General features: G+C 43.2%; 16 protein-coding genes, 1 tRNA gene, 1 other RNA gene and 1 riboswitch. Of the genes, 15 read left to right on the forward strand and 3 right to left on the reverse strand.

What is annotated here, in order from left to right; translation table 11 throughout:
* Positions 1 to 85: 85 nt before the first annotated feature.
* From pheT to ACERC6_RS08115, 6 genes are all read left to right on the forward strand, one after another.
* Positions 86 to 2,485: a phenylalanine--tRNA ligase subunit beta gene (gene pheT, locus ACERC6_RS08090; protein ID WP_373628508.1), complete on the forward strand. Its 2,400-nt coding sequence runs from the start codon at positions 86 to 88 to the stop codon at positions 2,483 to 2,485.
* Between the two features lie 44 nt (positions 2,486 to 2,529).
* The gene (locus ACERC6_RS08095) at positions 2,530 to 2,829 is read left to right on the forward strand and encodes an integration host factor subunit alpha (protein WP_284673764.1); all 300 of its coding nucleotides are present in this window, start codon (positions 2,530 to 2,532) and stop codon (positions 2,827 to 2,829) included.
* Between the two features lie 214 nt (positions 2,830 to 3,043).
* Positions 3,044 to 3,307 (forward strand): type B 50S ribosomal protein L31, encoded by a 264-nt coding sequence (locus ACERC6_RS08100; protein ID WP_284673765.1) that lies wholly within the window; start codon positions 3,044 to 3,046, stop codon positions 3,305 to 3,307.
* Between the two features lie 237 nt (positions 3,308 to 3,544).
* Positions 3,545 to 4,432: a cell division protein ZipA C-terminal FtsZ-binding domain-containing protein gene (locus ACERC6_RS08105; RefSeq protein WP_373628509.1), complete on the forward strand. Its 888-nt coding sequence runs from the start codon at positions 3,545 to 3,547 to the stop codon at positions 4,430 to 4,432.
* A 111-nt stretch (positions 4,433 to 4,543) separates the two neighbouring features.
* On the forward strand, positions 4,544 to 6,619 hold the full coding sequence (gene ligA / locus ACERC6_RS08110; RefSeq protein WP_373628510.1) for an NAD-dependent DNA ligase LigA: 2,076 nt from the start codon (positions 4,544 to 4,546) through the stop codon (positions 6,617 to 6,619).
* A gap of 94 nt (positions 6,620 to 6,713) precedes the next feature.
* The gene (locus ACERC6_RS08115) at positions 6,714 to 7,619 is read left to right on the forward strand and encodes a DMT family transporter (RefSeq protein ID WP_373628511.1); all 906 of its coding nucleotides are present in this window, start codon (positions 6,714 to 6,716) and stop codon (positions 7,617 to 7,619) included.
* Positions 7,620 to 7,674: 55 nt separating this feature from the next.
* Here the strand turns inward: ACERC6_RS08115 and ACERC6_RS08120 are convergent, their stop codons facing one another.
* Together ACERC6_RS08120 and ACERC6_RS08125 are read right to left on the reverse strand one after the other, a co-directional pair.
* Positions 7,675 to 8,208: a hypothetical protein gene (locus ACERC6_RS08120; RefSeq protein ID WP_373628512.1), complete on the reverse strand. Its 534-nt coding sequence runs from the start codon at positions 8,206 to 8,208 to the stop codon at positions 7,675 to 7,677.
* Between the two features lie 35 nt (positions 8,209 to 8,243).
* Positions 8,244 to 8,711: an Lrp/AsnC family transcriptional regulator gene (locus ACERC6_RS08125; protein WP_373628513.1), complete on the reverse strand. Its 468-nt coding sequence runs from the start codon at positions 8,709 to 8,711 to the stop codon at positions 8,244 to 8,246.
* 173 nt (positions 8,712 to 8,884) lie between these two features.
* On the opposite strand from ACERC6_RS08125, the gene rarD reads away from it, so the two are divergent.
* Complete coding sequence (rarD, locus tag ACERC6_RS08130; protein WP_373628514.1) at positions 8,885 to 9,829, forward strand: EamA family transporter RarD; 945 nt, start codon at positions 8,885 to 8,887, stop codon at positions 9,827 to 9,829.
* An 89-nt stretch (positions 9,830 to 9,918) separates the two neighbouring features.
* Here the strand turns inward: rarD and smpB are convergent, their stop codons facing one another.
* A complete protein-coding gene (smpB, locus tag ACERC6_RS08135) occupies positions 9,919 to 10,386 on the reverse strand; it encodes an SsrA-binding protein SmpB (RefSeq protein ID WP_373628515.1) in 468 nt (155 codons plus the stop codon).
* Positions 10,387 to 10,607: 221 nt separating this feature from the next.
* On the opposite strand from smpB, the gene nfsA reads away from it, so the two are divergent.
* From nfsA to ACERC6_RS08175, 8 genes are all read left to right on the forward strand, one after another.
* The gene (gene nfsA / locus ACERC6_RS08140; protein ID WP_373628516.1) at positions 10,608 to 11,390 is read left to right on the forward strand and encodes an oxygen-insensitive NADPH nitroreductase; all 783 of its coding nucleotides are present in this window, start codon (positions 10,608 to 10,610) and stop codon (positions 11,388 to 11,390) included.
* Positions 11,391 to 11,483: 93 nt separating this feature from the next.
* Positions 11,484 to 11,576: riboswitch (TPP riboswitch) on the forward strand.
* Positions 11,577 to 11,609: 33 nt separating this feature from the next.
* On the forward strand, positions 11,610 to 12,317 hold the full coding sequence (locus ACERC6_RS08145; protein WP_373628517.1) for an ABC transporter ATP-binding protein: 708 nt from the start codon (positions 11,610 to 11,612) through the stop codon (positions 12,315 to 12,317).
* Positions 12,318 to 12,325: 8 nt separating this feature from the next.
* Positions 12,326 to 13,069: an ABC transporter permease gene (locus ACERC6_RS08150; protein WP_373628518.1), complete on the forward strand. Its 744-nt coding sequence runs from the start codon at positions 12,326 to 12,328 to the stop codon at positions 13,067 to 13,069.
* A 42-nt stretch (positions 13,070 to 13,111) separates the two neighbouring features.
* Entirely contained in the window at positions 13,112 to 14,095 is a 984-nt protein-coding gene (locus ACERC6_RS08155) for an ABC transporter substrate-binding protein (protein ID WP_373628519.1), read from the forward strand.
* A gap of 143 nt (positions 14,096 to 14,238) precedes the next feature.
* On the forward strand, positions 14,239 to 14,736 hold the full coding sequence (gene coaD, locus ACERC6_RS08160) for a pantetheine-phosphate adenylyltransferase (protein ID WP_373628521.1): 498 nt from the start codon (positions 14,239 to 14,241) through the stop codon (positions 14,734 to 14,736).
* 9 nt (positions 14,737 to 14,745) lie between these two features.
* Positions 14,746 to 15,000 carry a YfhL family 4Fe-4S dicluster ferredoxin gene (locus tag ACERC6_RS08165; RefSeq protein WP_373628522.1) on the forward strand — a complete coding sequence of 85 codons (255 nt, stop codon included), beginning with the start codon at positions 14,746 to 14,748 and terminating at the stop codon, positions 14,998 to 15,000.
* A 19-nt stretch (positions 15,001 to 15,019) separates the two neighbouring features.
* Positions 15,020 to 15,363: RNase P RNA component class A (gene rnpB, locus ACERC6_RS08170), an RNA gene on the forward strand.
* Between the two features lie 93 nt (positions 15,364 to 15,456).
* A tRNA-Met gene (locus ACERC6_RS08175) sits at positions 15,457 to 15,533 on the forward strand.
* The last annotated feature ends 211 nt before the right edge of the window (positions 15,534 to 15,744 follow it).

Below are 15,744 nucleotides of genomic sequence, written 5' to 3' on the forward strand. Positions count from 1 at the left end.
GGCGACTGATGAATGGAAGCGGTCAAAATGAGTGGCAGGCCCAATCTTGATGAATATTGACACAAAATAGAGTTTTGAGAAATTTATGAAAATCAGCGAAAATTGGCTAAGACAATGGGTAAACCCCACCAACACTTCAGCAGAGCTTGGCGAACAACTGACGATGGCAGGGCTTGAACTTGATGATGCCCAGATGGTTGCACCGCCATTTAGTGGTGTGGTGGTTGGGGAGGTTATTACCTGTGAACAGCATCCAGATGCTGATCGTTTGCGTGTTACGACCGTCAATATCGGTCAACCAGAACTGCTACAAATTGTGTGCGGTGCACCGAATGTGCGAGCAGGGTTAAAAGTAGCGGTAGCGACAGTGGGTGCGGTATTGCCACCGATTGACGGTAAAGAGTTTAAAATTAAAAAAGGCAAACTGCGTGGTGTAGAATCTCAAGGCATGCTATGCGGTGCTTCAGAGATTGGCTTGGTTGATGAAATTGATGGTTTGCTTGAGTTGTCGCCTGATGCACCCATCGGTGTCTGTGTGCGAGAATATTTAAATTTAGATGCCATGATTTTTGACATTGCCATCACACCAAATCGTGGCGACTGTTTTAGTGCATTAGGTATTGCTCGTGAGATTTCGGTGATTAACCGTTTGTCATTAAATCACCCAGTCATCACTCAGGTTGCCCCAAGCATTAGCCAGACTCCCAGCGTTAAGGTGCTCAGCGATGATGCTTGCCCACGCTATTTAGCCCAGTATATTGGTAATATCGACCGCACGGTTAAAAGTCCTGCTTGGTTGATGGAGCATTTGACAGCGTCAGGGGTGCGTACACACAACTTTTTGGTTGATGTTACCAACTATGTGCTATTAGAGCTTGGTCAGCCACTTCACGCCTTTGATGCTGATAAAATCGTAGGCGATATTGTCGTGCGATTGGCACAAAAACAAGAACAGGTGGTGCTACTCAATGAGCAAAGCATTACTTTGACAGGTGATGAGCTGGTCATTGCCGATGATGAAGGTGTGCTTGCCTTGGCAGGTATCATGGGAGGGCTGCGTTCTGCTGTTAGCGATGAGACGACCAATATCGTGCTTGAGTCGGCACATTTTCATCAGCTTGCCATCGCAGCACGAGCCAGACGCTTTGGGCTACATACCGATGCCAGCCAGCGATTTGAACGAGGCGTGGATTTTGAGTTGCCATTGACGGCAATAAACCGTGCCACAGCATTGATTTGTGATATTGCAGGCGGTGAGGCAGGTCAGATTACCACCGTTGAAAACACACAAAAACTGCCTAAGCGTGAGGCAATTCATCTACCGTTAGCTAAGATTGAACAGCTATTGGGCATTAAGCCATCTGCTGATGAAGTGCTAGATATCTTAAATCGCTTGGGAATTGATAGTACAATCAACGGTGATGGTCTTATCTGTCAGCCACCAAGTCATCGTTTTGACATAAGCATTGCCGAAGATGTGGTTGAAGAGGTGGCTCGTATCTATGGTTATGATAAGATTGAGGCGACTTTACCAAGTTTTGCGGTGGACATGAGTCATGACGATACGGCAGATTTGACTTATGCCATCAAGGCAGTATTGGCGACTTCAGGTTATTTTGAGGCAGTGAGTTTTAGCTTTAGCGATGCCAAGATTGAGGCACTATTCAATGATGATCAGTTGGGATCGGTTCTGCCACTTGCCAACCCGATTTCATTAGAGCTTGCGGTGATGCGTCGTACTTTGCTATCTAGTATGTTGCCTGTGGTGTCGTATAATCTAAAACGCCAACAATCTCGTGTGCGTCTGTTTGAAACAGGGTTATCGTTTATTGGTCAAGACATCAAAGATTTGGTACAGACCCCAAGTCTTGCTATCGTTGCTACAGGTCTTGTGGCAGATGAGGGCATTTATGACAAGCGAGAAATGGACTTTTTTGATTTAAAGCGTGATATTGAAAGTCTATTGCCAAAGCGTCTAGATAAGAGTGCAGTTGAATACCAACGAGCGGATTTGGCGTTTTTGCATCCTGGTCAAAGTGCTTATCTGGTAGTGAATGGAGAAAAACTAGGTTGGTTTGGTCAGTTGCACCCAAGTATTGCCAAGGCACTTGATTTGCCTAGTGTGTGGGTAGCACAATTTGCTTTAGAGGGTTTGATTGACCTGCATCGTGCAAAAAATACCATTCATTCACCAAGTAAATTCCCAAGCGTTCGCCGTGATTTGGCATTTTTGGCGGATACTTCGGTGGTCTGGCAAGATTTGATTGCGGATATTCGTGGGGCGGCAGGGCAATATTTGAGCGATTTGTGGCTGTTTGATGTCTATCAAGGCGAGCATTTACCAGAGGGTAAAAAATCATTGGCGTTTGCGATGTTATTTCAAAATGCCGATGCCACACTTGAAGACGAAGCCATCAAGACCGCAATGGATGATGTCGTCAAGGTTTTAACTGACAAACACGGCGTGCAGCTTCGTGACGGCTGATTAACACATCAACTGAAGGTACAATGGGATAACAAGGAAAAATCATGAGTGCATTAACCAAGGCTGATATGATTGACCGCTTGACCATTCGCCTACGCATCACTCGCCAAGATGCTAGGCAAATTGTCGATAAGTTTTTTGAAGAAATTAGTCAAAATTTGGCAGATGGCAGAGAGGTTAAAATCTCAGGCTTTGGCAATTTTGTACTAAAAGACAAAAAACCAAGACCGGGTAGAAATCCAAAAACTGGCGAAAGCATTCCTGTCAAAGCAAGGCGAGTAGTTACTTTTAAGGCGGGTCAAAAATTTCGTACTCGAGTTGAGATGGAAAGCGACCACCAATAATAATCTGGGCAAAAGCTAGCTTATTTTTAGTTGAAAAGTGGGTATGCCTTTGTTATAATATCGGTTCATTTTTCCCACTTAAGTTGGCTAATAGATGATAAGGCATGGTGCGACATACCAAAGTTGGTTGGTGATAGCGTGGCTATGTTTGATTGCCTAAGAATTGGTTTTGCGGGCAGTTTTTATTAGTGCTTAGGTTTATTGGACAATTATCATGCGTAAAGACATTCACCCAGATTACAAAGAAGTTCTATTTCACGACACCAATGCTGATGTGTACTTCCTAACTCGCTCAACCGTTGCCACTAAAGCAACTCGTGAATACGAAGGTAAAGAGTACCCATATTTCCCGCTTGATATCTCAAGTGCTTCTCACCCATTCTACACTGGTGAGCAACGCAAGGCATCTAACGAAGGTCGTGTTGCCAGCTTCAACAAGCGTTTTGGTGCGTTTGCAAGCCGTGGCAAAAAAGCCTAATCATATTTGTGCTTTACAATGTGCTCAAAAACCGTCCTTATGGGGGCGGTTTTTGGTGTTTGGGAAATGATTATATGAGTTGTGCCAAAATACAATAAAATTGGTTGATTTTCTGAACAAATAGATGACGAATCAAGCACATCGTGATAGACTATGCGTATTTATTGACTGACTTTTTGAGTCTCATCTGAAGACGAATAAACTGGGGTAATTATGGAACAAAGTGTGCAATTGCTCATGACCATACTGGCTATGGTTGCTGGGCTGATTTTGATTGTGCTAGCGGTAGTGCGTCTTATTAAGGCGAAGCAGGTGGGTGATGTTGAAACAGATGTTCAGCACAAGGACGGTTTGCCCATCACACCAAGAGATGAGCGTATGTCGCAAACAGCCACTAAAGCGACGCCACAAGATGATGAAGATACAGATGCACTAAGTAATATGGCGGCGGTCGCTGCATCATCGCCTGTAGTAAATGCCGATAGGACGCCAGAGTCGCCCACTAAGGCGTCAGCAATTTATGAAGCACCAATTGACCAAAACTCCACTCAGGTGAGCGGTCTGGACGAGCAAGTTCATGATTTAGATGTGCTAGACTTCCAAGAAGCAACTGAATTGACTCAGCCTGCTAGCGAACAAAAAGCACCGCTAATAGACAGACACCTATCTCAGGAAGTCAGCTCTGATCAAAACAATGGACCATTATTAAACGCTAAAGATACTGTAACCATTGTCATCACGCCACGCAATTTTTTTACGGGCTTGCCAGGTAAGAGTATCTTGGGGCTGGTGCGTGAATATGGGCTAAAATACGGTGTAATGGAGATGTTCCATCGTTACGAACATGAGAATGGCACAGGTGATTTGTGGTTTAGTATGCTTGGGGCGAATGATGCAGGCGTGCAATCTTTTGACCTAAACACTTTATCAGAAAGTCGTTTTAATACCATTTTGTTGTTCTTGTCATTGCCACATCCTTACGCTTTGCGTGGTTTTGATAGCATGGTATCGACCGCACAGATGATTGCTAGCGATATTGACGCAGATTTGTACGATGAGCAAGGCGAGCTGTTAAACGATGAAAGACTTGCTAAATTGCGTGCTGATATCGCCAATTATCAATAATCAATGAATTGATGCAAAACCGTCTTTTAAGACGGTTTTTGTGTTATTTGCCAAGACAACCCTTGTCACAAACCACCGTCAAAACCTATCAACCCAATATTTGAGTGAGCCATGACAGATTTATTCAGCTTTAATGACCAATCTAACAACCAAGACGCATCTGATGAGATGGGCGTTATTGGGCGGATGCGTCTTTTGATTGACGCCCTAAAAAAACACAATCACGCCTATTATGTACTAGATAATCCAACCATCTTGGATGATGAATATGATAGCCTAAGACAACAGCTGATTAAGCTAGAGACTGATTTTCCTGCCCTAAAACAGCCTGACAGCCCTACAGATAAAGTGGGTGATGCCCCTTTGCCTGCGTTTGTTCAGGTACCACATGACCTTGCCATGTTGTCTTTGGGCAATGTTTTTAGCCTAGATGAGTTATCCGCCTTCATGAATCGTATTAACGATCGCCTAGATGCTAAAAATCAGAATCCTGAATACGAAATGGAGTTGAAATTAGATGGTCTGGCAGTATCCTTAAAATATGTGAATGGTGTGTTTACCCAAGCCATTACTCGTGGCGATGGGCGTATTGGTGAAGACATTACGCACAATGTCCGCACTATTTGTAACTTACCACAGGTATTGCCCGCCTGCCAAGATATTGCTTTGCTTGAGGTGCGTGGTGAGGTGCTAATGCCAAAGGCAGGTTTTGAGAAATTAAACCGCCAAAGCCAAGAGCGTGGAGAAAAAGTCTTTGCCAACCCCAGAAATGCTGCCGCAGGTTCGCTTCGCCAGCTTAATCCTGCCATTGCCGCCGCTCGTCCTTTGGCGTTCTATGCTTACTCGGTAAATCAAGGATTACCCCAGAATATCGCCACTCAAAGCGGGGCTTTGCAATATCTACAGACGCTCGGCTTTGAGACTGCACCTTTTGATACGGCTGCCACGCCCATAGGTGTGCAAGATTTCTATGAACACATTAGCAAGACTCGTGCTAGTTTGCCGTTTGAGATTGATGGCGTGGTAGTGAAAGTTAATTCATTGCAGCTACAAAGTGATTTGGGTTTTTTAAGCCGTGAGCCACGCTGGGCAACTGCTTATAAGTTTACGGCTGAAAGTGCCGTAACCAAACTTTTGGCGGTAGAATGGCAAGTGGGGCGTACAGGTCAGCTTACCCCTGTGGGTAAGCTAGAGCCTGTCAATGTGGGTGGTGTTACGGTAAGCAATGTTACTTTACATAACTTTGGCGAGATTGGACGGCTTGGACTGATGGTTGGTGATATGGTTAGCATTCACCGAGCAGGCGATGTCATTCCAAAGGTATCGGGTGTATTGGCTGAGCTTAGGGGTGCTGATGTTAGCCCTGTGTATCTGCCGAAGAGTTGCCCTGTTTGTGAGTCTGAGGTGGTGTTGCCAGAAGGAGAGGCTTTGGCACGCTGTACAGGTGGTTTGTATTGCCCCGCTCAATCAAAAGAGGCTTTGGTGCATTTTGTCTCACGCCGTGCGATGGATATTGATGGTCTAGGGGAGCAGTGGCTGATTAAATTCTTTGAAATGGGATTGATTAAGACGGTGGCGGATATCTACACGCTAAGCAATCACCAAGAGCATCTTGTAACGCTAGAAGGTTTGGGTGAAAAATCCGTTGCTAATATGCTAAATGCCATTGAAAAATCAAAAAATACCACACTGTCTCGCTTTATTTTTGCGTTAGGCATTCGTGGGGTGGGTGAGTCAACAGCACTGAATTTGGCACACTATTTTTGTGATTTTGAGGCACTAAGACAGGCGGATGTTGCTACGCTTGTTGGTGTGCCTGATGTGGGCGACATCACCGCCCATAGTATCAATGATTTTTTTGATAGTGCACACAACAATGAGGTCATTGATGCACTACTAAATTCAGGTGTGGCATGGGAGGCGATGACCAAGAGTGCTTTAAATACACCGCTTGAGGGTCAGACTTGGGTGGTAACAGGTACGCTGTCTGCGATGGGGCGAGATGAGGCAAAAGCTCATTTGCAGGCGTTAGGGGCAAAAGTATCAGGCTCGGTATCTGCTAAGACCGGTGTGCTACTGGCAGGTGAAAAGGCGGGCTCTAAGCTAGCTAAGGCTAACGAGCTTGGCATAAAAATCGTTGATGAAGAGGCGTTCTTGGCTCTGCTTGGTGAACATGGGCGTGTGTGATGCTACTAAGAGCAAATATGGTGTTGTGCTTGACTTTACTAATGGTTATGATGGATTATCAAATATAAATATTAATTTATGAATAAGGCAAATGATGGGCAATCAGCATACGCAACCTAGAAGCAAAAGTGATGTACTGTCAATGGCTGGACTGTTGATTGGTTGTGTTTTGTTTGGACTTGGGAGTTTGATTGTTGCTCATGTTGATGGTCTAGGTGGCTTTGCGATGGCGTTCTGGCGACTGTTCATCTCAGCCTGTATTTTCTGGGTGCTTTCCATGATTTGTCGTCAAGCCTTTCCCACTAGCAAAAAATCCATTGCTTTGGCTTTGGCATCAGGAGTGGCATTGGGGCTTGACTTGGCATTGTGGCATGAGAGCATCTATGCAGTAGGACCGGGTATCTCTACCTTGTTAAATAGCTTACAAATATTCTTTTTGGCATTCATTGCTTTTTTGTGGTTTGGTGAAAAACAAAACAAAATACAGCTGATGAGCCTTGCCATGGCATCGATTGGTGTGATATTCATTGCTAGCCCTGAGTTTGCAACCAATGATGCGGCATTATGGGGCTTTGTTGCTGGTATTGCTTCAGGCGGTTTTTTGGCGTTATCAATGGCGTATATTCGCCGTGTACATGAAGTAGCCAAAGTTGCCATATTGCCTATGATGACCATCATTGGTACAGGTGGAACAATGGCACTTTTGCCCATGATGTTTTTGTGGAATGATGGGCAAATTTTGCCAATGACCATGAGTGAGTGGGGCTGGGTTCTGGTTTATGGTGCTGTCATGCAGTGCTTGGCTTGGGGCTTGATTGGTTATTCCATTCCAAAGTTAGCATTATCTTTGACAGGGCTTTTGTTGTTGTCTGAGCCTGTAGCAGCACTACTCATTGATTATTTCTGGTTGGATAAATCGATCAACGCATGGCAATGGGGTGGGGCATTTTTGGTGATGCTTGCCATTTATTTAGGTTCATTTGGGGCAAAAAACCATTAATATTGCCATCAGCCAAAAAAGAGATACTCCTTTTTTGGCTGAATTGTTCATTGGATTATTGTTTTGGTGTGATTTTGATGGGTAGCACCAGACCTTCGCCAAATTTATCGGCAAAGATATAGTCTCGTTCATCAGCGATGACATTGTCTGTGGTATGGATAATGAGAGCCATATTTGCTCCATCTACAAGCTCATGACCTAGATAACTGTCCTCAAGTTGGTCAAGTAGTTTGCCTAAGGCTTCAGGGGATGCCATGCTCACGACAATGCTGTGCTGTGCTTCGCCATCGCTGATTTTATGGGCAGTGGCGTAGTTTTTGACTGCTTGGCTATCAATGGCGATGGGGTATGGATAGTTTGCTAGGTCGGCTCGGGGTGTTTTTGTATCAATGAGCGACCAGTCGATTTGAATTTTACCATCCGGTGTGGTTATGGGCTGTGACTCGATGGCGTCATCAGCATCAGATAAGATATCAGTTGGTGCTTGGCTACTATGTGCGTTGGTGGTGCTTTTTGTGGTCTGTGATGGTTCAGGCTGTGTGCAGGCAGTCAGATAGCACAATAGACCAAGACTTAGAATTTTTTTCATGATAAACCTTGAATAATAAGAATGTGAAAATGCGTTTATTTTAGCGTAATTTTTGTACCAGATTTAATAAAATTCATGACGAATTGACTATTAAAATGATTAACATTGTTTTCGCTGGTCAATAACCTGCGTGTAAAGGCGTGGTAGTCCTGCATGTTTTGACTGTTCACTACCAGCATGAAGTCATAATTTCCAGAAATCTCATAGCACATCATCACCTGCGGTTCAGCAGACATGATCCGCTCAAACCGTTGTTGCATGGAAACATTAGAAGTGGCCATTTTAATCATGACTAACACTGTCAATCCATAGCCGACTTTCAGTGGATTGATGATGGCAACCTGACGGTCAATAACTTGTTGTTCGATGAGTGTGTTGATTCTGCGTTGGGCGGTAGCGATAGAGATGCGTGCATGCTCAGCAATGATTTTTAGGGGTGTGGTGGCATCATCTTGTAGTAGGTTTAAGATGACTTTATCGGTATCGTCTAGAGTGTGATTCATGGCGGAGTATTCATAAAATAATTTTACGCAATTCTGTTAGTCTGTGAGAAATTTTATCAAAAATATAAAAAATTTGCAAAATAAAAGCATATTTTATAAAAAATCCAAAATTTTTATCAACAACTTCCCTTAAAATAAGTGCGATGATTTAATGCAAAAAAAAGCAGGCATTCATGAGCAATAACACATCTACCGCCATCAATCAATCCACAAACACGAGTCGTCAGAAATTCATCCTAGGGGTGGTTCTGGCAGTTTTTGCCAATGTTTTGTTTGGCGTACTTTATTCTTATGGTCAATGGTTATCGCCGTTGTCGGGTACGAGCGTGTTTTTGTGGCGAATGGTAATGATTTTGGGGTGCCTGCTCATCTTTTTGGTGTTTAGTGGTCAAATCAAGAGCGTTATCGGCGACCTAAAAGCGGTGCATGGCGTTAAGGCGTGGGCGTGGTTGCTACTGCCGACCCCAATTTTTGGTAGTCAACTATGGCTATTTATGTGGGCACCGTTAAATCAGCAGGGCGTACAGACGGCGATGGGGTATTTTTTATTTCCTTTGGTGATGGTGCTGTTTGGTTGTATATTTTTTAAAGAAAAACTGACCAAGGTTCAGTGGCTTGCTGTATTGTTGGCGGTGACAGGTGTGGCATTGGAGATTATGCGGACAGGTGAGCTAAGTTGGGCGACTTTTTGGGTCTGTATGACTTACCCCATCTATTATGTCATGCGTCGTGTGCAAAAGGTGCGTGCCATCACAGGCATGTTTGTGGATGCGGTGCTAATCGCCCCATTTTGCTTGATATACCTATTGATGTATGATCAGAATGTGAGTATGGTGTTGCAAAATGGTTGGTTATTTCTAAAAGTCGTAGGGTTGGGTGTGATTAGCATATTGGCACTACAATCGCATCTAGAAGCAAATCGAATCCTGCCTGTTAGTCTGTTTGGTTTGGTGGGCTATCTTGAACCTGCGTTGCTGTTCTTGTTGGCAGTAACGGTGCTTGGCGGTACATTTACACTAGATATGCTAGCTAGCTATGGATTGATTTGGGCAGGTATTTTATGCTTGATAGTACAAGGCATGAGTACCATCAGTGGTAATAAAAACAAGCCTGCCTAACTTTTTTGATGGCATCATTAGCATATCAAAGAGATTAAACACACAGCCTCTTTGATATGGCTTGTTGTCAATGTTGTAAATAGGCTAATTTAGCGTAAGTCCGCCTTAAAGCCACGCTTTTTATCCATTTGCCAATCACGCTCTTTGAGAGTCGCTCTTTTGTCGTGTAGTTTTTTGCCTTTGGCAAGAGCGATTTCACATTTGACTCGTGATGCTTTCCAATAGCATGACAGTGGCACGACCGCATAGCCTTTTTGATTGACCATGCCAAATAATTTGTCAATCTCACGGCGGTTTAATAGCAACTTTCTGGTACGAATGTTGTCAGGGTTTATGTGAGTTGAACTGGTTAATAGCGGTTGAATGTGTGCTCCGAACAAGAATGCTTCGCCATTTTTAAAGATAACATAGGCATCGGTGATGGTCATTTTGCCTGCTCGAATGGATTTAACTTCCCAGCCTTCTAAGGCCAACCCTGCCTCAAAAGTTTCTTCAATAAAATATTCATGCCTTACTTTTTTGTTGGCACAGATTTGGTTACTTGGTTTTTTTGCCATGATAATTGTCCAGTTTTTGTATTTTTTGTTTAATCTTGATTGGTATTATAACAAATTATCTTAGCAGATAAAGTAGCCCATCTGTTAATTGTGAAAATCTGTCCAAAAACACAAAAAATTGTCAAATCAATTTGCCTTTGTGGTTGATAATTGATACCATGCTAGCTTATATTGATTTTTATAATTTTTTGATAATTAACAAACTAAAAAGGAATGCGTTCATGCTAAACAGTGCATCTACCATTGAAACCCTGCTCAATCACCGCTCAATACGCAAATACACAGGCGAGTCGATTTCTGATGAGGCGTTAACTACCATCTTGGAAGCAGGGCGTGCAGTATCAACTTCTAGTTTTTTGCAGGCAACCAGTATCATTCGTGTGATTGATACCAATAAGCGTACCGCTTTGCGTCAGATTTCGTGCGACATGAGTGAAGAGGAATACACTCAGGCATTGGCAGAGGGTAAGCGATTGGGTCATGGCTATGTGGAGTCATGTGCAGAATATTTGGTTTTTTGTATGGATGCTCATCGCCACAATCAGCTTGCCGATGTGCAGACAGACTGGATGGAAGTGACGCTTATTGGTGCTATTGACGCAGCACTTATGGCACAAAATATCCTTGCCGCCGCCGAGAGCTTAGGTCTAGGTGGTGTATATATTGGCTCGCTTCGCAACGATATTGAGCGTGCAGGTGAAATTTTGGGCTTGCCAAAGCATGTTGTGCCATTGTTTGGATTATGTTTGGGGCATCCTGATTGGGAATCTAAGATTAACCAATCACAAAGACCGCGTTTGCCACTACAAACGCTGGTTTCTACTGATATTTATCAAATCGCCAGCGATGATGTGCTTGCCACTTATAATGAGCAGGTGCGTGAATACTATCAGGGGCGTGGTCTTGATTTGGATTGGAAGGCTCAAATTGCTGCAACATTTGGTGGCGAAGTGCGTCCTTTCATGTTAGACTACCTACAAAAGCAAGGTTTTGCCAAACGCTGATTAGCCTAAAAAACCTTTATTATTATGGTCATGATTTAACCGTGAGTGGTTTTATGAATTATCTTGGCTTATAATTGCTCAAATTATAGTTATTTTGTTTAGTCGGGGTGCTGTCATAGATGGCTGAGATGATACCCGTGAACCTGTTCAGTTAATGCTGTCGTAGGAAACTAACCATGTTTATCATTCCTTGTGCCGCTTTGCTTGGCGAGGTAACCCATGATGTGTGTTGAGATTGTGGGTTTATCGTTCAAGTTTGGCGAGCAGTCTATTTTTCATGATTTTGATTTCACCTTGCCAAAAGGGCGGTTTACTAGCCTATTGGGTGCATCAGGTGTGGGCAAATCAACCCTTCTTCGCATCATCGCAGGACTTGAGCAGAATTTTACTGGTCGGATAGGTTTTACTGATGGCATTCAATTATCCTATTTGGCTCAGCACGACTCTTTGTATCCGTGGCTGTCTGTCTTGGACAATGTGCAGTTATCCGCCCATTTGTCAGGACAAAAAACACCGCACACCAAAGAGGAGGCGTTGCTTTTATTAAAAAAAGTCAAGATGGATGCCTATTTACACAAAAAAACCTATGAATTATCAGGTGGACAGCGTCAGCGGGTAGCATTGGCTCGCACTTTGATGATGAAGGCGGATTTGGTGTTGATGGACGAGCCGTTTTCAGCTCTTGATGCGGTAACTCGTCATGAGTTACAGGCTTTATCTTATGACTTACTACAACAAAAGACTGTCTTGCTTATCACCCATGATCCCCAAGAAGCGATTCGTCTAAGCGATGATATTTATGTGCTAAAACAGTCCCCTGCTGTAATTTCTACTAAAATTAGCCCAAGTGGTCGCCCTGTCAGACAACTTGACGATGGTGAGTTTGGTGTATTGCACGCACGACTTTTGAGTGAACTTTCGGTTTAGGGGTGGTGATGAAACTGATTAAAATACCCTTGATTGCACTCATACTCATCTTGTTGTGGCAGTTTGTGGTAAGTATCTTTGAGCTGCCCCGTTATATCCTGCCAAGCCCAATGATGGTGTTGGATACTTTTTTGGTCAATACATCGCTGATTTGGCATCACACCAAGGTTACTTTGCTTGAGATTTTATTGGGTTTGGGGGTTGGTGCTGTCATGGGAGTATGTTCAGCATTGCTTCTTAGTAGTTCAAGGCGAATTTCATCTATTTTGTTGCCACTGCTCGTCATTTCGCAAGCGATTCCCGTATTTGCCATTGCACCGCTTTTGGTGTTGTGGCTTGGTTATGGCATTGCATCTAAGATTGTCATGACTGTGCTTATTATTTATTTTCCAGTAACGACAGCCTGTTTTGATGGGCTTTGCCAAACCCCAAAGGCTTGGCTAGATTTAGCAAAGACTTACCGTATCAGTGCATGGCAGACGCTCTTAAAAGTAAAATTGCCTGCTGCTTTGCCTGCATTGGCGTCAGGACTTAGAATCGCCATCTCTATTGCCCCGATTGGTGCAGTGGTAGGCGAGTGGGTTGGTTCATCTGAAGGGCTAGGATATCTTATGTTACACGCCAACGCCAGAATGCAGGTGGATTTGATGTTTGTGGCATTATTTGCACTATTGATCATTGCGTTAGTGTTGTATTTTGCGGGCGATTGTTTATTAAAACGCCTAATTCCATGGGCGACTCATATGCATTAATCATGTCTGTTTACAACAACCAAAAAGTAAAGGAGTTTTATTGTGATCTCTAAATTTTTATCAGGTGTGGTGGTACTTGCGATGGCGGGCGTGCTGACATCTTGCACCCCCAATAAGGATAAACAAGCAGATACCGCCATGCCAAGCACCCAAAAAGTATCACTGCTACTTGATTGGTTTGCCAATCCCAATCATGCCGCCATTATCGTTGCTAGGCAAAAAGGTTATTTTGATGATCAGGGTTTGGAGGTAGAAATTATTGAGCCTGCCGACCCATCTATGCCGCCGAAGCTTGTGGCAGCCCAAAAAGCAGACATCGCCATTGATTATCAGCCACAGCTTCAACAGCAAGTTGCAGAAGGTCTGCCTTTGGTAAGAATTGGTACGGTCATCGACTCGCCATTAAACAGTCTGGTGGTATTAAAAGAGAGTGGCATTTCTAATCTTGCCGATCTAAAGGGTAAAAAGATTGGTTATTCAATCAGTGGTTTTGAAGAGCTTTTGTTAAAAACCATGTTGGCTTCTGCCAATCTTGATGCAAAAGATGTTGAATTGGTTAATGTTAATTGGTCTTTATCGCCATCATTACTTAGTGGTCAGACAGATGCGGTGATTGGCTCGCTTCGCAACTTTGAACTCAATCAACTAAAACTTGAAAAGCATGAAGGTTTGGCATTCTATCCTGAACAACACGGTGTGCCTGCTTATGATGAGCTGATTTTTGTCGCTCATAAGCAACGCATTCAAGAAGAGAAGCTGGCTCGTTTTATGACGGCCATTCAGCAGGCGACAGACTTCATCAAGACCAATCCAGATGAAGCATGGAAATTGTTCGTTTCTTATAAGCCAAACGAGTTGGGTAATGAATTAAATCGTCTGGCGTGGGCAGATACTTTGCCACATTTAGCGGATAATCCAAAGGTGTTAGACAAAGCACGCTACGAGACGATGGCGAATTTTATGCAACAACAAGGTCTAACTAAGTCTCTACCTGATGTTAGTGAATATACGGTCGAGCTGCCATGATGAATGGGATAATTGAGTAATGGTTTGATAAAATGCGACTTGCTAGGAAATTGGTGCATCCTTATAAATTTCTATCAAAATTGGTTTAAAGTTCATAAAAATTTTGGTAGCATAAGCACCTAATTTTTAAAAAGCGATGCGTCATGACTAATCATGCCCAAAAAAAAGCTCTCTATCCTGGTACTTTTGACCCCATAACTAATGGTCATGTGGATCTTGTCAAGCGAGCATTAAGATTGTTTGATGAGGTGGTCATTGCCGTAGCATTCGCTCACCATAAAAAACCTTTGTTTAGTTTTGATGAGCGAGTGGCATTAGTGGAGTCAGTTTTTGATGGCGATCCAAGGATTTCTGTAGTGGGTTTTGAGGGGCTCTTGGTGGATTTTGCTAAAGAGCAAGGAGTTCAAGCGGTCATTCGTGGACTTAGGGCAGTGTCAGATTTTGAATATGAATTTGGTTTGGCGAACATGAATCGCAGTTTAGATGAGAATTTTGAAGCGGTATTTTTAACGCCATCTCAAGAGTATTCATTCGTTTCATCAACTTTGGTGCGTGAGGTAGCCAAGTTGGGTGGTGATGTCTCAAAATTTGTGCCACCTTGTGTCTTGGTAGGTTTTGAACAGAAGTTTTTAACAAGATAAGCTGAATTCATGGCATTAAAAATTACACAAGAGTGCATCAATTGTGATGTATGTGAACCTGTATGCCCAAACGAGGCAATATCAGCAGGCGATGACATTTATGTCATTGACCCTAATTTGTGTACTGAATGTGTTGGGCATTTTGATACACCCCAGTGCGTGGATATCTGTCCTGTAGACTGTATCCCAAAAGACCTTGATCACTTTGAAGACCAGATGGCATTGTTGCAAAAATTTTATAGAATAACAGGACAATCAGCCTAAACTGTGCTATAATAGCCACTTGGTAAACCAGACAATCGCCACTTCTATATAGAAGGGGAGGAAAGTCCGGGCTACATAGGGCAGAGTGCTAGCTAACGGCTAGGGGGCGAAAGCCTACGACCAGTGCAACAGAGAGCAGACCGCCTATATTTATATGGGTAAGGGTGAAAGGGTGTGGTAAGAGCACACCGCATGACTGGCAACAGTTCATGGCATGGTAAACTCCACTCGTAGCAAGACCAAATAGGTGTCCAACGAGTTGCCCGCTTGGGACACGGGTAGGTTGCTTGAGCGTATTAGCGATGATACGCCTAGATGAATGATTGTCCACGACAGAACCCGGCTTATCGGTTTGCCCGCTTTTTTAATTTCTTAAATATTTAAAAATATTTAAGAAATTGCAAAAATTAGCATTGACAGCAGTTAAAACTATCTGTATAATTTGCACCCTGTAATGGCGATGTAGCTCAGCTGGTTAGAGCGCACGACTCATAATCGTGAGGTCAAGAGTTCAAGTCTCTTCATCGCCACCAATTACAAATGATAATAATTAAAATTTTTTCAAAAAATACTTGACTTAATTTTAATATATTATATAATGTTATCTCAGCTAACGAATAAGCCTTTTTAATCTGAAAATTGTCATTAAAAACAAATTTCAAAAATATTTAAAAAAACGCTTGACACCACAAAATAATGTGATAGAATGGTTAGCCTTGATTGATGATGCAGACGATGCATCAC

It is taken from the genome of Moraxella sp. E33BD, assembly GCF_041807865.1.
In the GTDB taxonomy this organism is placed as follows: Bacteria; Pseudomonadota; Gammaproteobacteria; order Pseudomonadales; family Moraxellaceae; genus Moraxella; species Moraxella haemolytica.